General features: G+C 63.3%; 14 protein-coding genes and 1 pseudogene. 5 read left to right on the top strand and 10 right to left on the bottom strand.

Annotation, left to right across the window (positions count from 1 at the left end):
* Positions 1 to 5 precede the first annotated feature (5 nt).
* From H7993_RS20295 to H7993_RS20305, 3 genes are all read right to left on the bottom strand, one after another.
* Complete coding sequence (locus H7993_RS20295; protein WP_185795455.1) at positions 6 to 956, bottom strand: ABC transporter permease; 951 nt, start codon at positions 954 to 956, stop codon at positions 6 to 8.
* 60 nt (positions 957 to 1,016) lie between these two features.
* Positions 1,017 to 2,693 (bottom strand): peptide ABC transporter substrate-binding protein, encoded by a 1,677-nt coding sequence (locus H7993_RS20300; protein ID WP_122480236.1) that lies wholly within the window; start codon positions 2,691 to 2,693, stop codon positions 1,017 to 1,019.
* A gap of 121 nt (positions 2,694 to 2,814) precedes the next feature.
* Positions 2,815 to 4,149: an NAD(P)/FAD-dependent oxidoreductase gene (locus H7993_RS20305; protein WP_185795456.1), complete on the bottom strand. Its 1,335-nt coding sequence runs from the start codon at positions 4,147 to 4,149 to the stop codon at positions 2,815 to 2,817.
* 138 nt (positions 4,150 to 4,287) lie between these two features.
* Here H7993_RS20305 and H7993_RS20310 point away from each other — a divergent pair, with 138 nt between their 5' ends.
* Positions 4,288 to 5,091 carry an IclR family transcriptional regulator gene (locus H7993_RS20310; RefSeq protein WP_185795457.1) on the top strand — a complete coding sequence of 268 codons (804 nt, stop codon included), beginning with the start codon at positions 4,288 to 4,290 and terminating at the stop codon, positions 5,089 to 5,091.
* Positions 5,092 to 5,102: 11 nt separating this feature from the next.
* On the opposite strand, the gene H7993_RS20315 is transcribed toward H7993_RS20310, so the two are convergent.
* From H7993_RS20315 to H7993_RS20325, 3 genes are all read right to left on the bottom strand, one after another.
* Complete coding sequence (locus tag H7993_RS20315; RefSeq protein WP_185795458.1) at positions 5,103 to 6,404, bottom strand: NAD(P)/FAD-dependent oxidoreductase; 1,302 nt, start codon at positions 6,402 to 6,404, stop codon at positions 5,103 to 5,105.
* 138 nt (positions 6,405 to 6,542) lie between these two features.
* Positions 6,543 to 7,502 carry a sensor domain-containing diguanylate cyclase gene (locus H7993_RS20320; RefSeq protein WP_185795459.1) on the bottom strand — a complete coding sequence of 320 codons (960 nt, stop codon included), beginning with the start codon at positions 7,500 to 7,502 and terminating at the stop codon, positions 6,543 to 6,545.
* Positions 7,503 to 7,505: 3 nt separating this feature from the next.
* Positions 7,506 to 8,504, bottom strand: a complete 999-nt coding sequence (locus H7993_RS20325) for a response regulator (protein ID WP_122480242.1) — start codon at positions 8,502 to 8,504, stop codon at positions 7,506 to 7,508.
* A 285-nt stretch (positions 8,505 to 8,789) separates the two neighbouring features.
* Here H7993_RS20325 and H7993_RS20330 point away from each other — a divergent pair, with 285 nt between their 5' ends.
* The 3 genes and pseudogenes from H7993_RS20330 to H7993_RS21030 all read left to right on the top strand — a co-directional run bounded on the left by H7993_RS20330 (position 8,790) and on the right by H7993_RS21030 (position 12,486).
* Positions 8,790 to 10,376 carry an aldehyde dehydrogenase (NADP(+)) gene (locus H7993_RS20330; protein ID WP_185795460.1) on the top strand — a complete coding sequence of 529 codons (1,587 nt, stop codon included), beginning with the start codon at positions 8,790 to 8,792 and terminating at the stop codon, positions 10,374 to 10,376.
* 328 nt (positions 10,377 to 10,704) lie between these two features.
* Positions 10,705 to 11,631 (top strand): annotated as a pseudogene (locus H7993_RS21025) (methyl-accepting chemotaxis protein); the annotation flags it as partial.
* A gap of 141 nt (positions 11,632 to 11,772) precedes the next feature.
* The gene (locus tag H7993_RS21030) at positions 11,773 to 12,486 is read left to right on the top strand and encodes a methyl-accepting chemotaxis protein (RefSeq protein ID WP_425312042.1); all 714 of its coding nucleotides are present in this window, start codon (positions 11,773 to 11,775) and stop codon (positions 12,484 to 12,486) included.
* A gap of 104 nt (positions 12,487 to 12,590) precedes the next feature.
* Here H7993_RS21030 and H7993_RS20340 read toward each other — a convergent pair whose 3' ends face one another.
* The 4 genes from H7993_RS20340 to H7993_RS20355 form a co-directional block, all read right to left on the bottom strand.
* A complete protein-coding gene (locus H7993_RS20340) occupies positions 12,591 to 14,009 on the bottom strand; it encodes a hypothetical protein (protein ID WP_185795462.1) in 1,419 nt (472 codons plus the stop codon).
* A 76-nt stretch (positions 14,010 to 14,085) separates the two neighbouring features.
* Entirely contained in the window at positions 14,086 to 14,982 is an 897-nt protein-coding gene (locus H7993_RS20345) for a LysR family transcriptional regulator (RefSeq protein ID WP_185795463.1), read from the bottom strand.
* 69 nt (positions 14,983 to 15,051) lie between these two features.
* Positions 15,052 to 15,633 carry an NADPH:quinone oxidoreductase MdaB gene (gene mdaB, locus H7993_RS20350; protein ID WP_122480247.1) on the bottom strand — a complete coding sequence of 194 codons (582 nt, stop codon included), beginning with the start codon at positions 15,631 to 15,633 and terminating at the stop codon, positions 15,052 to 15,054.
* Positions 15,634 to 15,825: 192 nt separating this feature from the next.
* Positions 15,826 to 17,040, bottom strand: coding sequence for an aldose 1-epimerase family protein (locus H7993_RS20355; protein WP_185795464.1), 1,215 nt, complete (start codon positions 17,038 to 17,040; stop codon positions 15,826 to 15,828).
* A 334-nt stretch (positions 17,041 to 17,374) separates the two neighbouring features.
* On the opposite strand from H7993_RS20355, the gene H7993_RS20360 reads away from it, so the two are divergent.
* Positions 17,375 to 17,899, top strand: coding sequence for a fimbrial protein (locus H7993_RS20360; RefSeq protein WP_185795465.1), 525 nt, complete (start codon positions 17,375 to 17,377; stop codon positions 17,897 to 17,899).
* Positions 17,900 to 17,907 lie beyond the last annotated feature (8 nt).

The raw sequence follows: 17,907 nt of genomic DNA on the forward strand, positions 1-17,907 counted from the left end.
CTCCTTCAGGCCAGCCGCACGCGGGGGTCGGCGACGCCTATCAACAGGTCGGCAAGCAGGTTGCCCAACAGCACCAGCACCGCCGAAAACATCAGGATGCCCATGATCACCGGGTAGTCGCTGTAGCCCAGGCTGTCGAGGAACAGCCGGCCCATGCCAGGCCAGGTGAACACCGTTTCGGTGACCAGCGCGCCACCGAGAATGGTCGGGATCTGCAGCCCGGCCAGGGTGATCATCGGCAGCAGCGCATTGCGGATGACATGGTGGGTGAGCACCCGGCGATAGGGCACGCCCTTGGCGCGGGCGGTGCGGACGAAATCCTGATCGATCACGTCCAGGGTGGCGGAGCGCATGTAGCGGCTCCAGATCGCCACGTTGACCAAGGCCAGCACCAGCACCGGCAGCACCAGATGAATGGCGTAGTCACCCACGGATTGGTCACCGATGGTGTACATGTTGCCGGCCGGCAGCCAACCCAGGTGCAGGGAGAAAAAGAAGATCGCCACCAGGCCGAACCAGAAGGTGGGAATCGACAGCGCCACCATCGCACCTACCGTGGCCAGGGTGTCGAACACCGAATAGCGACGCACCGCGCCAAGCACGCCAACCCAGGTGCCGATGACGATCGACAGCACGGTCGAGGTGCCCATCAGCAGCAACGTCGCGGGCAGGTGTCCGGCAATCACGCTGAGCACCGGGCGGCCGTCGCGAAACGAGTGGCCCCAGTCGCCGACGAACAGGTGGCTGAACCAGTCGATGTACTGCACCAGCAGCGGCCGCTTCAGGCCCAGTTGCTCGGCGATGCGGTCCAGCTCGGCCTGGCTCATGCCGGGGTTGAGGGCGAATTGCGACATGGGCCCGCCGGGGGCCAGGTTGAGCACCATGAAGCCGATCAGCGAAACCAGCACCAGCACCACGGCGCTCTGCCCCAGGCGGTTGAGAATGTAGTTGGGCATGCGTCAGATCCTCTGCGGTACGAACGACGCCCGGCCGTGCGGCCAGGCGTGGGCGTGCATTCAGGTCCAGGACCAGGTGTTGACGTTCCAGGGCTCGATGCGCAGGTTGATGTTGCCGGTGAAGCCCTTGAGGCCCGACTTGTAGCCGCGCACGTAGGTGTACTGGAACAGCGGCAGAATGGGCAGGTCCTGGCGGATGAGGTCCTGCACCTGCACGTACACCGCCTTGCGCTGGGCTACATCCTGCATGGAGGCGCCCTGGGCCAGCAGTTCATCGACCTTGGCGTTGACGTACTGCGAGTTGTTCTGCCCGGCGCCACCCTTGGCATTGGTCGACTGTGAACCGAAGTAGTCGCGGGTGTCGGGGTCGGCCCCGGTGAGGAAGTTGTTGCCGACGATCACCGAGTCGAATTTGGACTGCACCCAGTACTCGCCCCACATCACGGCGGGCGGCAGGTTGGAGATTTTCATTTCCACGCCGATGGCCAGCCAGGTCTGCTGGATGAACTGCTGTGCCTGTTCACGGATCTGGTTGCCAGCGGTGGTGGAGTTGGTGAACGACAGGCGCACCCCGCCCTTCTCGCGAATGCCGCCGGCACCGGGTTTCCAGCCCGCGTCATCGAGCAGTTTGCTGGCCGCTTCGATGTTGAAGCTTTGCTTGGGCAGGTTGGGGTTGTAGTAGGCCGACTGCTGCGGCATGTAGGTTTCGGTGGGCAGCACCAGGCCGAAATACAGCTCGTCGATGATGGTCTTCTTGTCGATGGCCATGTACAGCGCCTGGCGCACGACGGGGTCCTTGAACTGCGGGCGCTCCATGTTCAGCGTTACCGACTCGATGGTGGCCACCGGCAGGATCACCACGGTGCGCCCGGCCAGGTCCTTGGCTTCCTCGTAATGGTCGGGGGTGATGCCCTGCATCGCGGTGACGTCGATGTCGCCGGTCTTGAACTGGGTGTAGAGCACGGTGAGGTCGGGGATGTACTTGAAGATCACGCTTTCAAGCTGCGGTTTGGTGCCGTAATAGTCCGGGTTGGCCTTGAGCTGGATATGGTCGCCCGCCACCCGCGTGCCCCACTTGAATGGGCCGGTGCCGATCGGCGCATTGTTGAACGGCGCGGTGTTGACGTCGGCGGCAGCCGAGAGGATGTGCTTGGGCAGCATGAACGTGGACGACAGAATCGACGCGTAGGGCGCGTAGGACTTCTCCATGCGCCAGTGGATTTCGGTGGGCGACACCACGGTGATGTCGCGCAGCAGGTCATGCCCCGCGCGGCGGCCGCTGCGGAAATTCGGCGAGACGATCAGTTCCAGGGTGTATTTCACGTCATCGGCGGTGAAAGGCCGACCGTCGTGCCATTTGGCGTCGCTGCGCAGTTTGATCTTCCACTGCAGGCCGTCGGCGGAGATGCCGCCATTGGCCACGGTTGGCACTTCAGTGGCCAGGGCCGGGACGAATTCGCCCGTGGGCGCAATGCCGAACAGCGGGTCGAACACGTTCCAGTGGATGCCGTCATCCACCTCGATGTGCGGCATGTGCGGGTTGAACACCGTGGGCTCCTGGGACAGGCCGATGATCACCTGCCCGGACGGCGGCGCGGCCATGGCCGCGAACGATTGGCTGCTGCGGCCCAACGGCAGCAGAGTCCCCGCAGCACCGATGATGGCCATGGCCAGCGCCTGGCGGCGGGTTGGGTTCAACAGAGCGTTGCTTTTATCCGAGTCATCGCGTTGCGACATGCTGAAGCTCCCACTGTGAGGAAGAAAGGGCAGGTGGCAGGCGCTGGAAAGCGTCAGGGACGCTGGACCCGGGCTCGTTCGGACGAGCTTCTGAAGGGTATTGTCGGGTGAACGGGTGGCTCTAGAATCCGGAAATGGGCCGTGGGTTGGAGCCGTCGGTGAAGCGCGAGAGACGGAACGCTTGCGGGTCGACGATCGGGGTTTCGCCGGTGACCAGGTTGGCCATCAGCCGCCCGGCCGCCGGGCCGATGCCGAAGCCATGACCGGAGAATCCGGTGGCGATGAAAAAGCCAGGTACGCCCTCCACGGCCGAGATCACCGGCACGGCATCGGGCGTGACATCGATCATGCCGCCCCAGCGCTGCGCGATCCGTACGTTGGCGAACACCGGAAAGGCGCGGGTGAGGCTGGCCAGGGCGCGGTTGGATTGGCGGATCGACGGCACCGGGTCGAGCACGCGGCGGTATTCGAAGGGGCTGGCTTCGTCCAGCGCCCAACGCTTGGGCAGCACCGCTTCCTGGAAGAAACGCTGGCCCAGGCGAAACGACAGGGACTTGTGTTCCTGCTGCAGAGCAGGCCAGAACGGCCGCGCGTAGCGAAAGGAGTCGGGTACGATGTCAGCAATGTTCTCGTGGCCAGAGGCAACCGTGTAGCCACCGTCCTGACGCTTGCGCACGGCAAAATCCATCGCCCAGATGGCTGCTTCCGGACCACCCTGCAGCGGCGTGGTGCGGATCACTGAATTGAGTACCTTGAGCTGGGGCAGGTGCACCTTCAATGGCGAGCAGAACAGGCTCGACCAGGCGCCGCCGGCCAGCACCACGGACGTGCAGGCGATCGGGCCACGCTCGGTGATGACGCCACTGACCCGGCCCGCCGCACGCTCGATGCCGCGCACCGCGCATTCGGTGAGGATCACCGCGCCCCTGGCCCGGGCCGCTTCGGCAATCGCCGGGGCCGCCTGCTGCGGCTCGGCACGACCGTCGTCGGGGGTGTACAGCGCGCCCTTGATCGGTAGCCGCGCGACACCGGGCAGCAAGCCGGCCAGGTCGGTGCCCGAGACCATCCGCGCACGCACCGGGTACTCGTCCAGGTTGGCCTTCCAGCGCTCGTGTTCGGCGTAGCTTTGATCATCCGCGCAGGTGAAGAGAATGCCGGCGCGGGTGTAGCCGACGTCCTTGCCGATGCGCGCGGCCAGGTCGTTCCAGATGTTCAGCGCATGGGCCATCAACGGCAGCTCGCGCGGATCACGGCGCGAGATACGCACCCAGCCCCAGTTGCGGCTCGACTGTTCGTGGCCAATGCCGCCTTTTTCGCACAAGGCCACTTTCAGGCCGCGTTCGGCCAGCTCCAAGGCGGTGGATGCACCGACGATGCCGCCGCCGATCACCACCACATCGACTCGGTCCGGCAGGTGTTCATCGCCCTGTACAGGTACTACGCGAGGTCCAGGCATCGGTTGCTGTCATCCCTATGGATCGTGGTGAGAAGGGCCGTGAGGGCCCGGATATTGCACTGCACTTGCCGTGCCTGCCAGACCCAGCCTTGTGCTCGGTGCGGGTTCGGCCATTGTCGTTTCCAGGGAGAGCCACACATGCCCCAAACCGACTCATCCCCAGCTCGTCTGCCGCGCTGCACGACCCAGGGCACGCAAACGCTGGACCGCTCCTTCGACATTCTTCAGGCGATTGCCGCACACGGCGCGCCGGGCGCGACTATCGAAGAACTCAGCGCCGATACCCAGCTTAGCCGCGCGACCCTGTATCGGCTGCTCAAGGCGATGAAATCCTACGGCTTCGTGCGCCTGCCACGGCTGCGCGGGCCTTACTTCCTGGGTTACCAGTTGCTCAGCCTGGGTGCCCAGGCCGGCAACACCGGCGGCGTGCGCGAGCTCGCCCGCCCAGCCCTGCTGCGCCTGTGCGAAACCTTCCAGGACAGCTTCTTTCTGTTCGTTCAGGATGGCTACTACGCCTTGTGCCTGGAACTGCACGAAGGAGCCAACCCTACCCAGAGCTTTGCCGATTGCGTGGGCGCGCGCGTGCTCAGCGGCGTCGGCCAGGGCTCGCTGGCATTGCTCAGCCACCTGCCCACTGCGGCACGCGCGCAGATTCTGGAACACAACGCACCGCGCCTGCTGCGCGAATACGCCATCAGCGACAGCGCCCTGCGCTCCACCTTCAAGCAGGTGCGCCAACAGGGTTACGCCTGTGGCCTGGCCGATCGCGTGCTGCCGCTGCACACCGGCGTGGCGGTGCCGATCCTGGACGCCGACGCGGCCCCCGTGGGCGCGCTGAGCTGCGCCCTGCCGAGTGTGCGCATGACCCCGCTTTATCAGCAGCGGCTGGTGCAAGCCATGCGCCAGGAAGCGGACCGCATCGCGCAACGGCTCGGGGCTTGAATATGAGCGTGTCATCGGGCGAACCGAGCGAAACGAAACGGCGCGGGATCGACTAAAGGCGCGCTGCCGGTAATCAGGTCCGCCATCAAATGCCCAGCGCCCGGCCCGATACCGAAACCGTGCCCGGAGAAGCCCGTGGCCAGGTAGAAACCGGGCAGGCTCTGCACCTGGTCCATCACCGGCACGATATCGGGCGTGACATCGATCAAGCCGGCCCAGCGCTGCTCGATCCGGGCCTGGGCGAAGATCGGAAACTGCTCGGCAAGCATGCTCAAAGCCTGGTCGAGGTAGGCATCCACCGGCTTGGGGTCATACAGGCGCTGTGTCTCGAACGGTGAAGCCTGGGCATTGCTCCAACGCCGGGGCGTGTTGAGCTCCTGCCAGCTCTGGCGGGTCACGCGCAGGCGGTATTCAGGGTGGTGAGCCCTGACCATGGGCAGAAAATCGGGCAGGTAGCGAAAGCTGTCCGGTACCAGCGCCGCGACGTTGGCGTTGCGCAGAGCCACGGTATAGCCGCCATCGGCACGCTTTCTGAACGAGACCTTCTCGGTCGCCACCGCGCACTCCGGGCCGCCTGGCAAAGGTGCGGTGCGCATCACCGACCCCAGCACCCGCAGCTGCGGCAGGCGGATACCCAGGTTGCCGCAGAACAGGCTCGACCAGGCACCGGCCGCCAGCACCACGCTGTTGCATCTGATTTCGCCCAGCTCGGTAACCACGGAGCTGATCTTGCCGCCCGAGGTTTCGACACTGCGCGCGGCGCAGCGCACGAACAGCTTCGCGCCGCGTACTCGGGCGCCTTCGGCGATGGCCGCGGTGGCGATGTCCGGCTCGGCGCGACCGTCACTTTCAGTGAAGAGCGCACCGGTCCAAGAGGACGGCACCTTGGCCTGCAAGCGGGCTTGAATCTGCGCACTGTCGAGCAGCTGTGCCTCGATGCCCAGCGGTTTCGCCTGATCCAGCCAGGTCACCTTGGCCGCCAGCTCTGCGGCGGATTCGCAGGCATAGAGAATGCCGGAGCGGGTGAAGCCGGTGTCGTGCTGCAACTTCGCCGCCCAACCGTCCCACAGCTTGAGACTGGCGATAGCCAACGGCACCTCGGCCACATCGCGACCCATGGTGCGCACCCAGCCCCAGTTGCGCGACGACTGCTCATGGGCGATGCCACTCTTTTCCACCAGCACCACCGACACGCCCCGTTCGGCCAGGAAGAACGCGGTGCACACACCGACAATGCCGCCACCGATGATCACCACATCGGCGCTGTCGGGCAGTGAGGTGTCGCTGTCGACGTGGGAAATGAGCGGGTACATGGGACTTCCTGCCGAGGTCGATACCCGAGGTTTACGCTCCGGGGTGGCAGGCAGCAAGCACCGGTGGAACCAGCGCGCTCATGCTCTCACATGCTGAGACGAAAGGCGGAACGCTTCGCCCGGCCTGGATCGATCGAATCAGGGCCGCTCGTAGACCGTGACTCGATTGCGGCCGCCGCGCTTGGAGGCGTACAGCGCCTGGTCGGCCCATTCGATCAGTTGCTGGTGCTCGTTGCTGGGGTAGCCCAGGTCGGCGACGCCCAGGCTGATGGTGAACCGCACCGGGCCGCTTTCGTGCTCCACCACTTCGGCTTCGATAGCCAACCGCAGGCGATCGGCCAATATGGCACCGCCCGCCTTGTCGGTGTCCGGCAGCAGCACGGCGAACTCTTCGCCGCCGTAGCGTCCGGCGATGTCCGAGTCACGGACCATCGCGCGCAGCACCTGCGCCACGCGCTGGATGACCTGGTCGCCCACCTGGTGGCCATAGGTGTCGTTGACCCGTTTGAAGTGGTCGATGTCGAACATGATCAACGAGGTCGCGTGGCCATAGCGCCCGTGTCGTGCGTACTCGACCTTGAGTGCTTCCTCCCAGTGACCACGGTTGTACAACCCGGTCAGGCGATCGGTGCTGGAAAGCTTCTGCAGTTGCAGGTTCGACGCCTGCAACTGACGGCGATTGGTGGCCACGTCGGTCACGTCGTAGATGACCACACAGATGTGCTTGATCTCGCTGTTGGTGGAGCGCAACGGCAGGATGGTGGTGTTCTGGTACATGAACGCTTCGTGCCCGGTGATCGGCTGATAGTTCTTGAAGCGCACCAGGTACGGGCGTTGTTCCCAGATGGTGAAGGCCGGCGTGCCGAGGGTGACCACGCTGCTGACCTTCTTGCGGAACCACTCGCGGTCGATCTCCGGGAACAGGCTGAAAAAGGCCTGGCCGATGGCGTCCTTGGGTTGCACGCCGGAGCGGTTTTCCATGAAGGTGTTCCAGACCTGCACCTGGTAGTCGCTGTCGAGCACCACCACGCCAACGTCGATGCTCTGCGTGATCGCCAGCAGCCAGTGAAATTCGTCCAGTTCGATAGGTCTGTTCATGGCTCAGTTCATCAGGTAGTCGAGCTTGTCGCGCAGCAACTGCACCGAGTCTTCGGTGAACAGCAACAGCAAGTCGAAATGAATGCAGTGGCCTTCCAGCGCGTAGCTGATTTCGACAGTCAGGGTCTTTTTCCAGCGGTGCCTGCCGACTTCGATCAGGTCGTCGATCGCGCCGTGGTCGCCGAGAAGGTGCGGATGGCTCTGGGAGAACATCACGTCCAACTGCTGGGCCAGGCCGCTGAGGCAGGCGCCGATGATGACCGACGAGAGGTCCAGAAGCATTTCCTGGTCGGAGTAGTCCAGCGCACTGCGGTTCATCAGTCGAGCCAGGTCGGCGATGTCGCAGTCGTGGAAGATCAGCATCGCTTCACCGGCGATGCCGCCGCCGATGAAGCCTTGGCAGATTGCCGTGATCGGCTGTGTACTCTGCACGTCGGCCAGGACCATGTGCAACTCGCTGGCTTCGAGCAGGTTGACGTTGGGTACGGGCAAGTGGATGAACACGCCGAGCACCTTGGCCAGCATGGCAGCAGCCTGGCCCATGGCAACGTTGATGGCCTCGCGCAGAGCGTCGATGAAGCCGATGTGGATGGTGCTGTCGCTGCCGCCGCGCAAGGGGCCGCCGGTAGTCTTTTCCAGCAGGCCGGCCTGGAGCAGGACTCGGCGCAACTCGTCGGGCTCGGCCGGCTTCTTGATGAAGGCCAGCGCACCGAGTTCGCGTACCCGGCGCAGGGCCTGATCCTGCACGTCGCCGGAGACGACGATGACCTTGCAGCGCAAACCGTGCTCACGCAGTGCTGCCAGGACTTGATAACCGTCCATGTCGGGCATGGTCAGGTCGAGCAACATGACATCGCCCTTGCCCTCGCGAATGGCCTCGAGCGCCTGGCGACCGTTCACCGCTTGGGTGATGGTGGTGTCCCAATCCGCTGGCAGGGCGCGCAGCAGCTGCTTGCGGGCCATGTTCGAGTCATCGCAGATCAGCAGGGGAATGGGCGGCATGGCCTCTCGTTCTCTTCATGGGGCGACGCGCATGATCGCCATTGATGCACCATTGCTCACCTTACCTCCAAGGCCCTGTTCGCCGCTACCTTGCGTGCTGGCTATTTGCTTCCTTTCGGCGCGAATGCCGATGTGGCTTACCGCGGTCTGCCTGATTCACCGCATAGACCACCGACGCGGCTCGCGCCGCTGCTACAGTAGGGGGTTCGGGGGGCAACTTGCCCGGTATATGCTCAAGTTGTATGATGTCTGTTAACAACCCGCCCACAGGACACGGAGACAACAATGCCTAACATCCTCGGTCACAACTTCATCGGCGGCAACCGCAGCGCCAGTGGCGAGCCCAAACTCAAGAGTGTCGACGCCACCACTGGCGAGGCGCTTCCTTATAGCTTCTACCAGGCCACCGATGCCGAAGTCGACGCCGCCTGCCAGGCCGCCGACGACGCTTTCCTGGAATATCGCCAGCTGAGCCCTGCTCGCCGCGCTGAATTCCTCGATGCCATCGCTGACGAACTCGATGCGCTGGGTGATGATTTCGTAGCAGTCGTCTGCCAGGAAACCGCCCTGCCTGCCGGCCGCATCCAAGGCGAACGCGGTCGCACCAGCGGCCAGATGCGTCTGTTCGCCAAAGTACTGCGCCGTGGCGACTTCCTCGGTGCCCGGATCGACCTCGCCCTGCCCGACCGCAAGCCGCTGCCGCGCGTCGACCTGCGCCAGTACCGCATCGGCGTCGGCCCGGTTGCCGTGTTCGGCGCCAGCAACTTCCCCCTGGCGTTCTCCACTGCCGGTGGCGACACCGCCGCCGCGCTGGCCTCGGGTTGCCCGGTTGTATTCAAGGCCCACAGCGGGCACATGGCGACAGCCGATCTGGTCGGCACCGCCATCATCCGTGCTGCAGAAAAGACCGGCATGCCCAAGGGCGTGTTCAACATGATCTTCGGTGCCGGCGTCGGCGAGCCGCTGGTCAAGCATCCGGCCATTCAAGCGGTCGGCTTCACCGGCTCGCTGAACGGCGGCAATGCGCTGTGCAAAATGGCCGCCGAGCGTGCCCAGCCGATCCCGGTGTTCGCTGAAATGTCCAGTATCAACCCGGTCGTCCTGCTGCCGGACGCCTTGGCCACCCGCGGCGAAACCGTGGCCAAGGAACTGGCGGCGTCCGTGGTGATGGGCGGTGGCCAGTTCTGCACCAACCCGGGCCTGGTGATCGGCGTTCGCTCGCCGGCCTTCAGCGCTTTCCTCGAGCAGCTGCAAACGCAGATGGCTGCCCAGGCGCCGCAAACCATGCTCAATGCCGGTGGTCTGCGCAGCTACAGCAAAGGTGTCGAACACCTGCTGGCCCATGAAGGTATCACGCACCTGGCCGGTAACCCGCAGGAAGGCCAACAGGCTCAGGCGCAACTGTTCAAGGCTGATGTGAGCCTGCTGCTCGATGGCGACGAACTGTTGCAGGAAGAAGTCTTCGGCCCGGCCACCGTGGTGATCGAAGTCGCCGACGATGCCGAGCTCAAGACCGCGCTGCAATCGCTGCGCGGACAGCTGACCGCCACCCTGATCGGCGAACCGGCCACCGACCTGGTCAAGTACCAATGGCTGGTGCCGGTGCTGGAACAGAAAGTCGGCCGCATTCTGGTCAACGGCTACCCGACCGGTGTGGAAGTGTCCGACGCCATGGTCCACGGCGGCCCTTACCCAGCCACCTCGGATGCGCGCGGCACCTCTGTCGGCACCCTGGCGATCGACCGCTTCCTGCGTCCGGTCTGCTACCAGAACTACCCGGACGCGCTGCTGCCCGAAGCGCTGCGCAATGCCAACCCGCTGGGTCTGCAACGCCTGGTAAACGGTGAGTGGAGTTCGCAGCCGATCGCTTGATGCAGCGGCCGCAACAACCAGACGGTGCGATCTCGATCGCGCCGTTTTTTTTTGCCTCGGTGATCCGACTTTTTGTTTCAGCTCTGCGACGAGGTGCCGATATGGGGGGATCAAGAAGACCTTTTCATGGCGACCACCCATAACCACAACGACGGTCGTCCAGGTCTGATCCTTTACTGTCAGGAGCACATTTATGAACGGCTGGTTCGGCAATATCAGCGTTACCCGAAAACTTGCGCTGGGCTTTGGCCTGGTGCTGGTATTGACCGCGCTGCTGGCGCTGACCGGCTGGACCAGCTTGAGCAGCCTGATCCAGCGCAGCAACTGGATGAGCGACATTTCCGAACTGAACAACAGCCTGACCAAGCTGCGCATCGTGCGCCTGCAATACATGCTGGCCAACGGCGATGATGCATCTGCGCAAACCGTGCAGACCCAACTGGACGCCTTCGAGACCCAGCAGAAGAAACTGATCGACGGCTTCAAGAGCCCCGAGAACCTGCAGCGCCTCAAGGCCCAGTCCGAGCAGATCGACGCGTATCAGAAGTCGTTGAACCAGATGCGCGACGGCTACAAGGCCAGCAATGTCGCGCGGCAGAACATGACCGCCACGGCGACGGCTGCCACCGAGCTGGTCAACCAGATCAATCAGGCGGTGCTTGCAGTGCCCGACGGCGACCTGCGCTTCGACGAATTCCAGGCCATTACCCGCGTCCGTGAACTGATCCAGCAGACGCGCTACGACGTGCTCGCCTATACCAGCAACGTCAATGAAAAATCCGAACAGGCCGCCTTCGCCCAGATGGACCGCGCCGTGGCCGAGCTGCAGCAGCTGTCCGCCCGCCTGCCCACCGAGCAGTCTCGCTTCCAGCAACTCAACGCCGCGCTGGGCAACTACCGCAATGCAGTCGCCGGCTTCAAGGCGGCAATCGCCAACATCGCTACGGCGCGTGCCGAGATGACCGTGGAAGGCGCCGAAATCGTTCGCCTGAGCGACGAGCTGTACAAGATCCAGATTCAGCGACGCGATGCCGAAAGCGCCGAAGCGCGCAGCTATCAGATCGGCGCCGCGCTGCTGGCCCTGATCTTCGGGATCCTTGCCGCGTGGATCATTACCCGCCAGATCACCCGCCCGCTGCAGCAGACCCTGGAAGTTGTCGAGCGCATTGCCGGCGGCGACCTGAGTCAGAACCTGCAAGTCACCCGCAAGGACGAGCTGGGCGTGCTGCAACAAGGCATCCAGCGCATGGGCGCAACCCTGCGCGAGCTGATCGGCGGCATCCGCGACAGCGTCACCCAGATCGCCAGCGCTGCCGAGGAATTATCCGCCGTCACCGAACAGACCAGTGCCGGGGTCAACAACCAAAAGGTCGAGACCGATCAGGTCGCTACCGCCATGCACGAGATGACCGCGACCGTTCAGGAAGTGGCGCGCAACGCCGAACAGGCCTCGGTGGCCGCCACCACCGCTGACGACGAAGCGCGTGAAGGTGACAAGGTGGTGGGCGAAGCCATCGCGCAGATCGAGAAACTGGCCGACGAAGTCCGTCGTTCCACCGAAGCGATGAATGCTCTGCAGAAGGAAAGCGACAAGATCGGCAGCGTCATGGACGTGATCAAGGCAGTCGCCGAGCAGACCAACCTGCTGGCCCTCAACGCAGCCATCGAGGCGGCCCGCGCAGGCGAGGCCGGACGTGGCTTTGCCGTGGTGGCCGATGAGGTTCGCGGCCTGGCCCAGCGTACGCAGAAATCCACCGAGGAAATCGAAGGTCTGGTGGCCGGTTTGCAGATGGGCACGCAACAGGTGGCCAGCGTGATGTTGAGCAGCCGTGGCCTGACTGACAGCAGTGTCGAGCTGACACGCCGCGCCGGCACTTCGCTTGCGAACATTACCCGCACGGTGTCCAGCATCCAGGCGATGAACCAGCAGATTGCAGCTGCAGCCGAACAGCAAAGCTCGGTTGCCGAGGAAATCAGCCGCAGCATCATCAACGTGCGTGATGTATCGGAGCAGACGGCCGCCGCCAGTGAAGAAACGGCCGCCTCAAGCGTCGAGTTGGCACGCCTGGGCAATCAGTTGCAGATGATGGTCAGCCATTTCCGCGTCTAAGAAAGCACGCTCACATCCTGACGCGGCTCACGCCGCTGCTACAGAAACCGATCCCCTGTAGCAGCGGCGCAAGCCGCGTCCGGCCGCAACACGATCCAACCCGCTCACTCCACTTCCTTCAACACCCGCTCTTCATGAAAGAACGCGTTCGGGTCCACACCCGCGCGGAAAAAGTACCCGTAATCCTCCAGGTAATACAGCGTCTCCACCCGCTTGAGGTTGTCTTCCAGGTGCGCACAGCGCAGCTTCTTCGCCTGACCGCTCAGGCGGCCATTGACCTGGGTCGCGGGCAACTGCTGCTCGACACGGCAGTCGAACGCCTGACGCGGCTTGCCGTACTCGCCGACCACGCTGTTGCTCATCTTGCCATCGGTCACATAGCCCAGCTGCGCACCCACCGGCATGTTCTTCCAGTCCCCGCTGAACGCAATGGCATTCAAACCGACGTTGTCCACCATCGGCGCTTCGCCGCTGTAGACGGTTTGCTGGGCCAACGCGACCAAGCCGCGAAAGCTCACCGCCTGCCCCTCGAAATTGCTGCCTTTGGTGCGCACCGAGAGCAACCCCGACGCCTTGTCCTGGCTGAACGATTTTTCCTCGGTGAACGGTGCGCTCTGCCCTTTGAGATGGGCCGTACCGGTTTCCACTACCCGTTTCAGCACCTTTGCCGGTTTCGGCATGTTCAACTGCTTGACCGCCGACAGCGCCGGCGCCTGCACGCGCGGGGTGGCCAGCACCAACGGGGCCTTGCTCCGCGGCCTGAACGCCGGCAATCCGGCCAGGCCTTCGGGCTTGCCACAGGCAGCGTCGAACACCCGTCGATAATCCGGGTCGCTGTCCTTCACGTTGTAAGTCTTGGGCTCGAAAAACACCCCACCATCGGTCACCGTGTTGTGCTCATCCAGGTCATACCCGGCCAGCAGGCTGAACGTCTGCTTGGCGCAGTCCAGGGCATAGCGCTCGCGTTTCTGTGCATAGGGCGCGTTGTGTGGCTGATCGTGGCCGATGGTCGGCGAGTCGTAGGCCGCCCAGAACTGCAACTGCCCCTCGACGGTAGCCAAACTGTTACGGTCGATCAGCACCCATTGTTCATCGCCCTTGCCCAACAGCACTCGCCAATCGGGCTGGGGAGTGGCGGCGCAGGCGCGCTGGAAAGCGGGATTGGCATTCAACGCCGCTACCTGCGCAGCCGGGATCGGACGGGCCGGCGCATACTTGCCATCGGGGCTGGCGAAATAGATGCGTTTCACCCCGTCCAGATAGATGAGGCTGGCGCTGGGGCTGGAACACGCCGCCTCGACTTGCAGCAAAAAGCCGAACGGCGACGTGTCGGTCTTGGGCTGCAGCAACATGAAGCTCAGGCGATCACCGTTGCGCAGCACACTCTGCGGCACGGGCGGCTGCGACATCGCCTCCTTGAACATGTCCTGCGCCTGTTCGTTGCCAAGGCTGCCGTCGTCAGGCCCCTTGCTGGAACAACTGGCCAGAGTGACGAGGGCGGCGAGCAATGCGATGCGCTTCATGATGAGTCCCGGGAATGGCGATCAGCCGTCATGGTAAGCGGCGTATCGAAAGCGGCGCAATCCATCCCCCGCCGCTTCAGCAGGCGTAGGCCGCCAACTTGTCCTGAATGAAGTCCAGAAAGCACTGAATCCGCAATGCCAGCTGTGAGTTGCGGTAGTACACCGCATTGATCGGCTGGCGGTAACCGCTGTTGGCATCGGCCAGCACCACCTGCAAGCGGCCCTGGCGAATGTCTTCGTGGGTCATGAAGTGCGAGAGGCAGACGATCCCCTGCCCTTCCAGCGCCAGCTGCCGTAACGTTTCGCCACTGGACGCCGCCATGCGTGGCTGGATCTGCAGTCGATCGCCCTCGGCATGGCGCAACGGCCAGTGGTTGAGCGTTTCGGTCTGGGTGAAGCCCAGCAGCACGTGCTGGCTCAAGGCCTCGACCGTTTCCGGCACGCCGTGGCGCTCGAGGTAGCCGGGGCTGGCGAGGATGTTCAGCGGGCTGCAACCCAGCGACCGGGCGTGCAGGGTAGAGTCGGCCAATACCCCGATACGGATGGCGACATCGGTGCTGTGCTCGATCAGATCGATGATCAGATCATTGCTGTTGAGCTCTAGCAGAATGTCCGGGTAGCGCTGACGAAACTCCGCCACGTACGGCACGATCGCGTGCAGCATGAACGGTGACGCGGCATTGATGCGCAAGCGCCCGGCCGGCGTCTGGTGACGCAGCGCCAAGCGCTCTTCCAACTCATCCATGCGCGCCAGGATCTCCTTGGCCTGCTCGAAGAAAAACCGCCCCTCTTCGGTCAGGTCCATGCGCCGCGTGGTGCGGTTGATCAAGGTGGTGTCCAGCTTGGCCTCGAGCTTGGACAAGGTACGGCTGACCGCCGAAGGGGTCTGGCCGAACTGCTCGGCGGCGGCAGAAATGGAGCCGCTCTGAATGACGGCGACGAAGACTTGCAGCTCATCGGATCGAGATTTCAACGCAGGCCTCATCGGATCTACCAGGACCTGCGAAACATACACCAATCCTCGCCCCTGGCGAGCGTGCCGTCAGCCCAGCACCTTGGCCAGGTGCGCCTGATACCGCGCGACATCGTTGTCGATGTTCGGCATCTTCATCACGTCGACGCTGAGGAAGGTCGGCAAAGCGGTCATGTCGAGAAATTCGTTGGCCTTGTGGAACGGGAAATACACCGCGTCCACGCCTTTGCCCTCGAAGAAGTCGGCCGGATCGTCGAACGCCTGCTGCGGCGCGTTCCAGGTGGCCGAAATCATGTACTGCTTGCCCTTGAGCAAGCCACCGCTGCCATATCGCTGCGAGGCATCGGAACGCGTCCTGCCGTCATTGGCATACAAGCTGCCATGACCTTCGGTGAACACCTCGTCGATGTATTTTTTCACGGTCCACGGCGCACCCATCCACCAGCCCGGCATCTGGTAGATGACCACGTCGGCCCAGAGGTATTTCTGCACTTCCTCGGCAATGTCGTAGCCACCGTCGATGAAGGTCTGCTTCACGTCGAAGCCGGCGCGGTCCAGGTAGGCCACGGCGGCGTCATGCAGGGTCTGGTTGTAGCGACCGTCGGAGTGGGCGAACTGCTTGCCGCCGTTGAGCAGAAGAATCTTTTTCATGAAGGTGGCCTCGTTGACTGTGCGAGAAATATCGATGGGCGCAGTCTAGAGGCCTTGCCCGCAGGGAGTAAGCGGGCAGTGCGCAAATCTCTCTTGCTTGAGAGTCACGAATGAATGGCCATTGTTGCGTTTTCGTTGGCTGCAACGCGCCCTGGCCGGAGCAAGGCTGTTCGGTTGCCGCCAACGCTGTTGCTACTCCTTGGTCAGGTCCACCAGCGGCGTCTGCCGCACTTCGGTCTGGCGCTCGCCCTGAATCGTCTGGATGGTTTTCAGCGCCTTGTCCACGGCCGGTTTGTCCGCCAGCAGGCTGTAGCTGATGCTGAAGTGCTTCTGCTGTTTGGGCTCGATGGTCGGGACCAGATTCAAAGGCCGCTGGTAACGGCGGTTATAGGAAAAGCTGGTGCCCGGCTCCAGCCCGGTCACATAGCCCTGGCCTTGCGTGTCGGTGTTCTTCCACAACGAGAACACCGGCAACTGCTGGACGTTGAAACCCACCGCCACGCCCAGGCTGCCGGCCTTGTTGTGCAGCACGGTCAGCGTGTCGCCCTTGGCATCGCCATAGGGCACCACGTTGTACACGGTTTCGTCATAGTCCCTGGTGGGTGCGCGATAGGTCTGCCAATCGCCCAGATCAGCCTTGGCCTTGTCGTTGAAAGGCGACACCTGCTTCACCGCCGCCGCAAACCGCGCGCCCTCTTCCAGGAACGGTGTGCTGAAGTTGCTGTGATACAGCGCCTGGTATTCCTTGGGGTAGTCGCCGTTGTTGGTCAAGGTGTCGTTGAGCACGAAACGGGCCGTCCCGGGTTCGGTCACCAGCTCGGTCTGCGCGGTGAAATCGACCTTCTTGAAGGCCTGCTCCTGCAGCTCGCCACGCACATGAATCGCATACGGCGGCGCCTCGTCGATGTGCACCGTGACCTTGCTGGCCGGAATGTTCGCGGCACGACCGTGCAGGGTCAGCAGCTCACCGTTGTCCATGCCCGGATGGCCGACCCATTCGTAGCCGCAGCGCGTCACCAGTTCGTTGAAGCCCTCCAGCCAGCCCAGGCCTCCCCGGCCGTTGAGCTCGATGAAGGCCGGATTGACCACTTCTTTCACGGGCGAATCCCAGCCCATGCGCGCGTCGCCCACCTGGGCGTGGAGCACGTTCATGCCCCGTGTGGGCACCAGCGTCAGCTTCATGGTGCCGTTATCAATGTCGATCAGGCTGACACCTTCCTGGCGACCCCCGTGCAGGGTGCGCATCGTGATGGAGAACGGCTTGTCGAGCTTGACGCCCAACTGTTCGCTGGTGATGCGCTGGTTCTGCGCAGGCTTGTCGCTGTCCAGCAACACGAAGTTCCAGGCCAGAGCGTGGGCGCTGAGGGTGAGTGCGGAGATGGCACAGGCGAGGGGAAGCAGTTTCATGGAGGTAGACCTTTCTTGGAGTTATGAGGCCGATCAGTGAATCGTTTCAGCTTTTGAGTCTAGTCGTCTTGCAAGCATTTGAAAATGCATGGAGCGCGTTCTTTCAGAGGACTTGAGGACGTCGAGGCGCACATCTCTACCCCTACCCATCCGCTGCCAGATCATGGCTGACACGCCCGTTCATCGACCTTGATGCTTCATCGAATACGGTTTTGAGAATCGTCTTATTCTGGACGGTCCATGTGAATTCTATGATTGCGTCCCTCAGAGGCCTGAGCCCTGGCACATCGCCTGCTATCGGTCGTTCTGATGGTCCAACCACGAGAATTTGATAATGAAAAAAGTCTTGATCGCGCTCACCGCTACTGCGGCCTTTGGCGCCTCGCTGAACGCATCGGCCGCCGACGGCACCATCAACTTCAGCGGTGAAGTCAGCAACCAGACCTGCGCCATCGAAGGTAACACCACGGGTACTACCAGCAAGACCGTTACCATGCCGCGCGTTGCCGCTTCCTCGCTGGCCACTGTAGGCCAGACCGCTGGCCGTACAGGCTTCTCGCTGGCGCTGACCAAGTGCACCGGCGCTACAGCTCTGGTGCGCTTCGAGCAAGGCGCTGCCGTCGATGAGGCTACCGGCAACCTAGTCAACCAGACTGCCGATGGCTCCAACGCACAGATCCAGATCCTCAACGCCAACTTCGCACCGGTCAACCTGCAGACCAACGCCGGATCGCTTTCCACTGCGATCTCCAGCGAAGCGTCGACCCTGCAGTTCTATGCCCAATACATCGCGGCCACTGCGGCAGCCACACCGGGCAAGGTCACCTCAAATGTGCAGTTCTCCATGGACTACAACTGATCTTGAGC

The sequence above is a fragment of the Pseudomonas baltica genome (assembly GCF_014235765.1).
Taxonomy (GTDB): domain Bacteria; phylum Pseudomonadota; class Gammaproteobacteria; order Pseudomonadales; family Pseudomonadaceae; genus Aquipseudomonas; species Aquipseudomonas baltica.

Coding starts and splice junctions, on each gene's coding strand:
- H7993_RS20295 (WP_185795455.1), bottom strand. CDS start 956: ATGCCCAACTACATTCTCAACCGCCTGGGGCAGAGCGCCGTGGTGCTG.
- H7993_RS20300 (WP_122480236.1), bottom strand. CDS start 2,693: ATGTCGCAACGCGATGACTCGGATAAAAGCAACGCTCTGTTGAACCCA.
- H7993_RS20305 (WP_185795456.1), bottom strand. CDS start 4,149: ATGCCTGGACCTCGCGTAGTACCTGTACAGGGCGATGAACACCTGCCG.
- H7993_RS20310 (WP_185795457.1), top strand. CDS start 4,288: ATGCCCCAAACCGACTCATCCCCAGCTCGTCTGCCGCGCTGCACGACC.
- H7993_RS20315 (WP_185795458.1), bottom strand. CDS start 6,404: ATGTACCCGCTCATTTCCCACGTCGACAGCGACACCTCACTGCCCGAC.
- H7993_RS20320 (WP_185795459.1), bottom strand. CDS start 7,502: ATGAACAGACCTATCGAACTGGACGAATTTCACTGGCTGCTGGCGATC.
- H7993_RS20325 (WP_122480242.1), bottom strand. CDS start 8,504: ATGCCGCCCATTCCCCTGCTGATCTGCGATGACTCGAACATGGCCCGC.
- H7993_RS20330 (WP_185795460.1), top strand. CDS start 8,790: ATGCCTAACATCCTCGGTCACAACTTCATCGGCGGCAACCGCAGCGCC.
- H7993_RS21030 (WP_425312042.1), top strand. CDS start 11,773: ATGCACGAGATGACCGCGACCGTTCAGGAAGTGGCGCGCAACGCCGAA.
- H7993_RS20340 (WP_185795462.1), bottom strand. CDS start 14,009: ATGAAGCGCATCGCATTGCTCGCCGCCCTCGTCACTCTGGCCAGTTGT.
- mdaB (WP_122480247.1), bottom strand. CDS start 15,633: ATGAAAAAGATTCTTCTGCTCAACGGCGGCAAGCAGTTCGCCCACTCC.
- H7993_RS20355 (WP_185795464.1), bottom strand. CDS start 17,040: ATGAAACTGCTTCCCCTCGCCTGTGCCATCTCCGCACTCACCCTCAGC.
- H7993_RS20360 (WP_185795465.1), top strand. CDS start 17,375: ATGAAAAAAGTCTTGATCGCGCTCACCGCTACTGCGGCCTTTGGCGCC.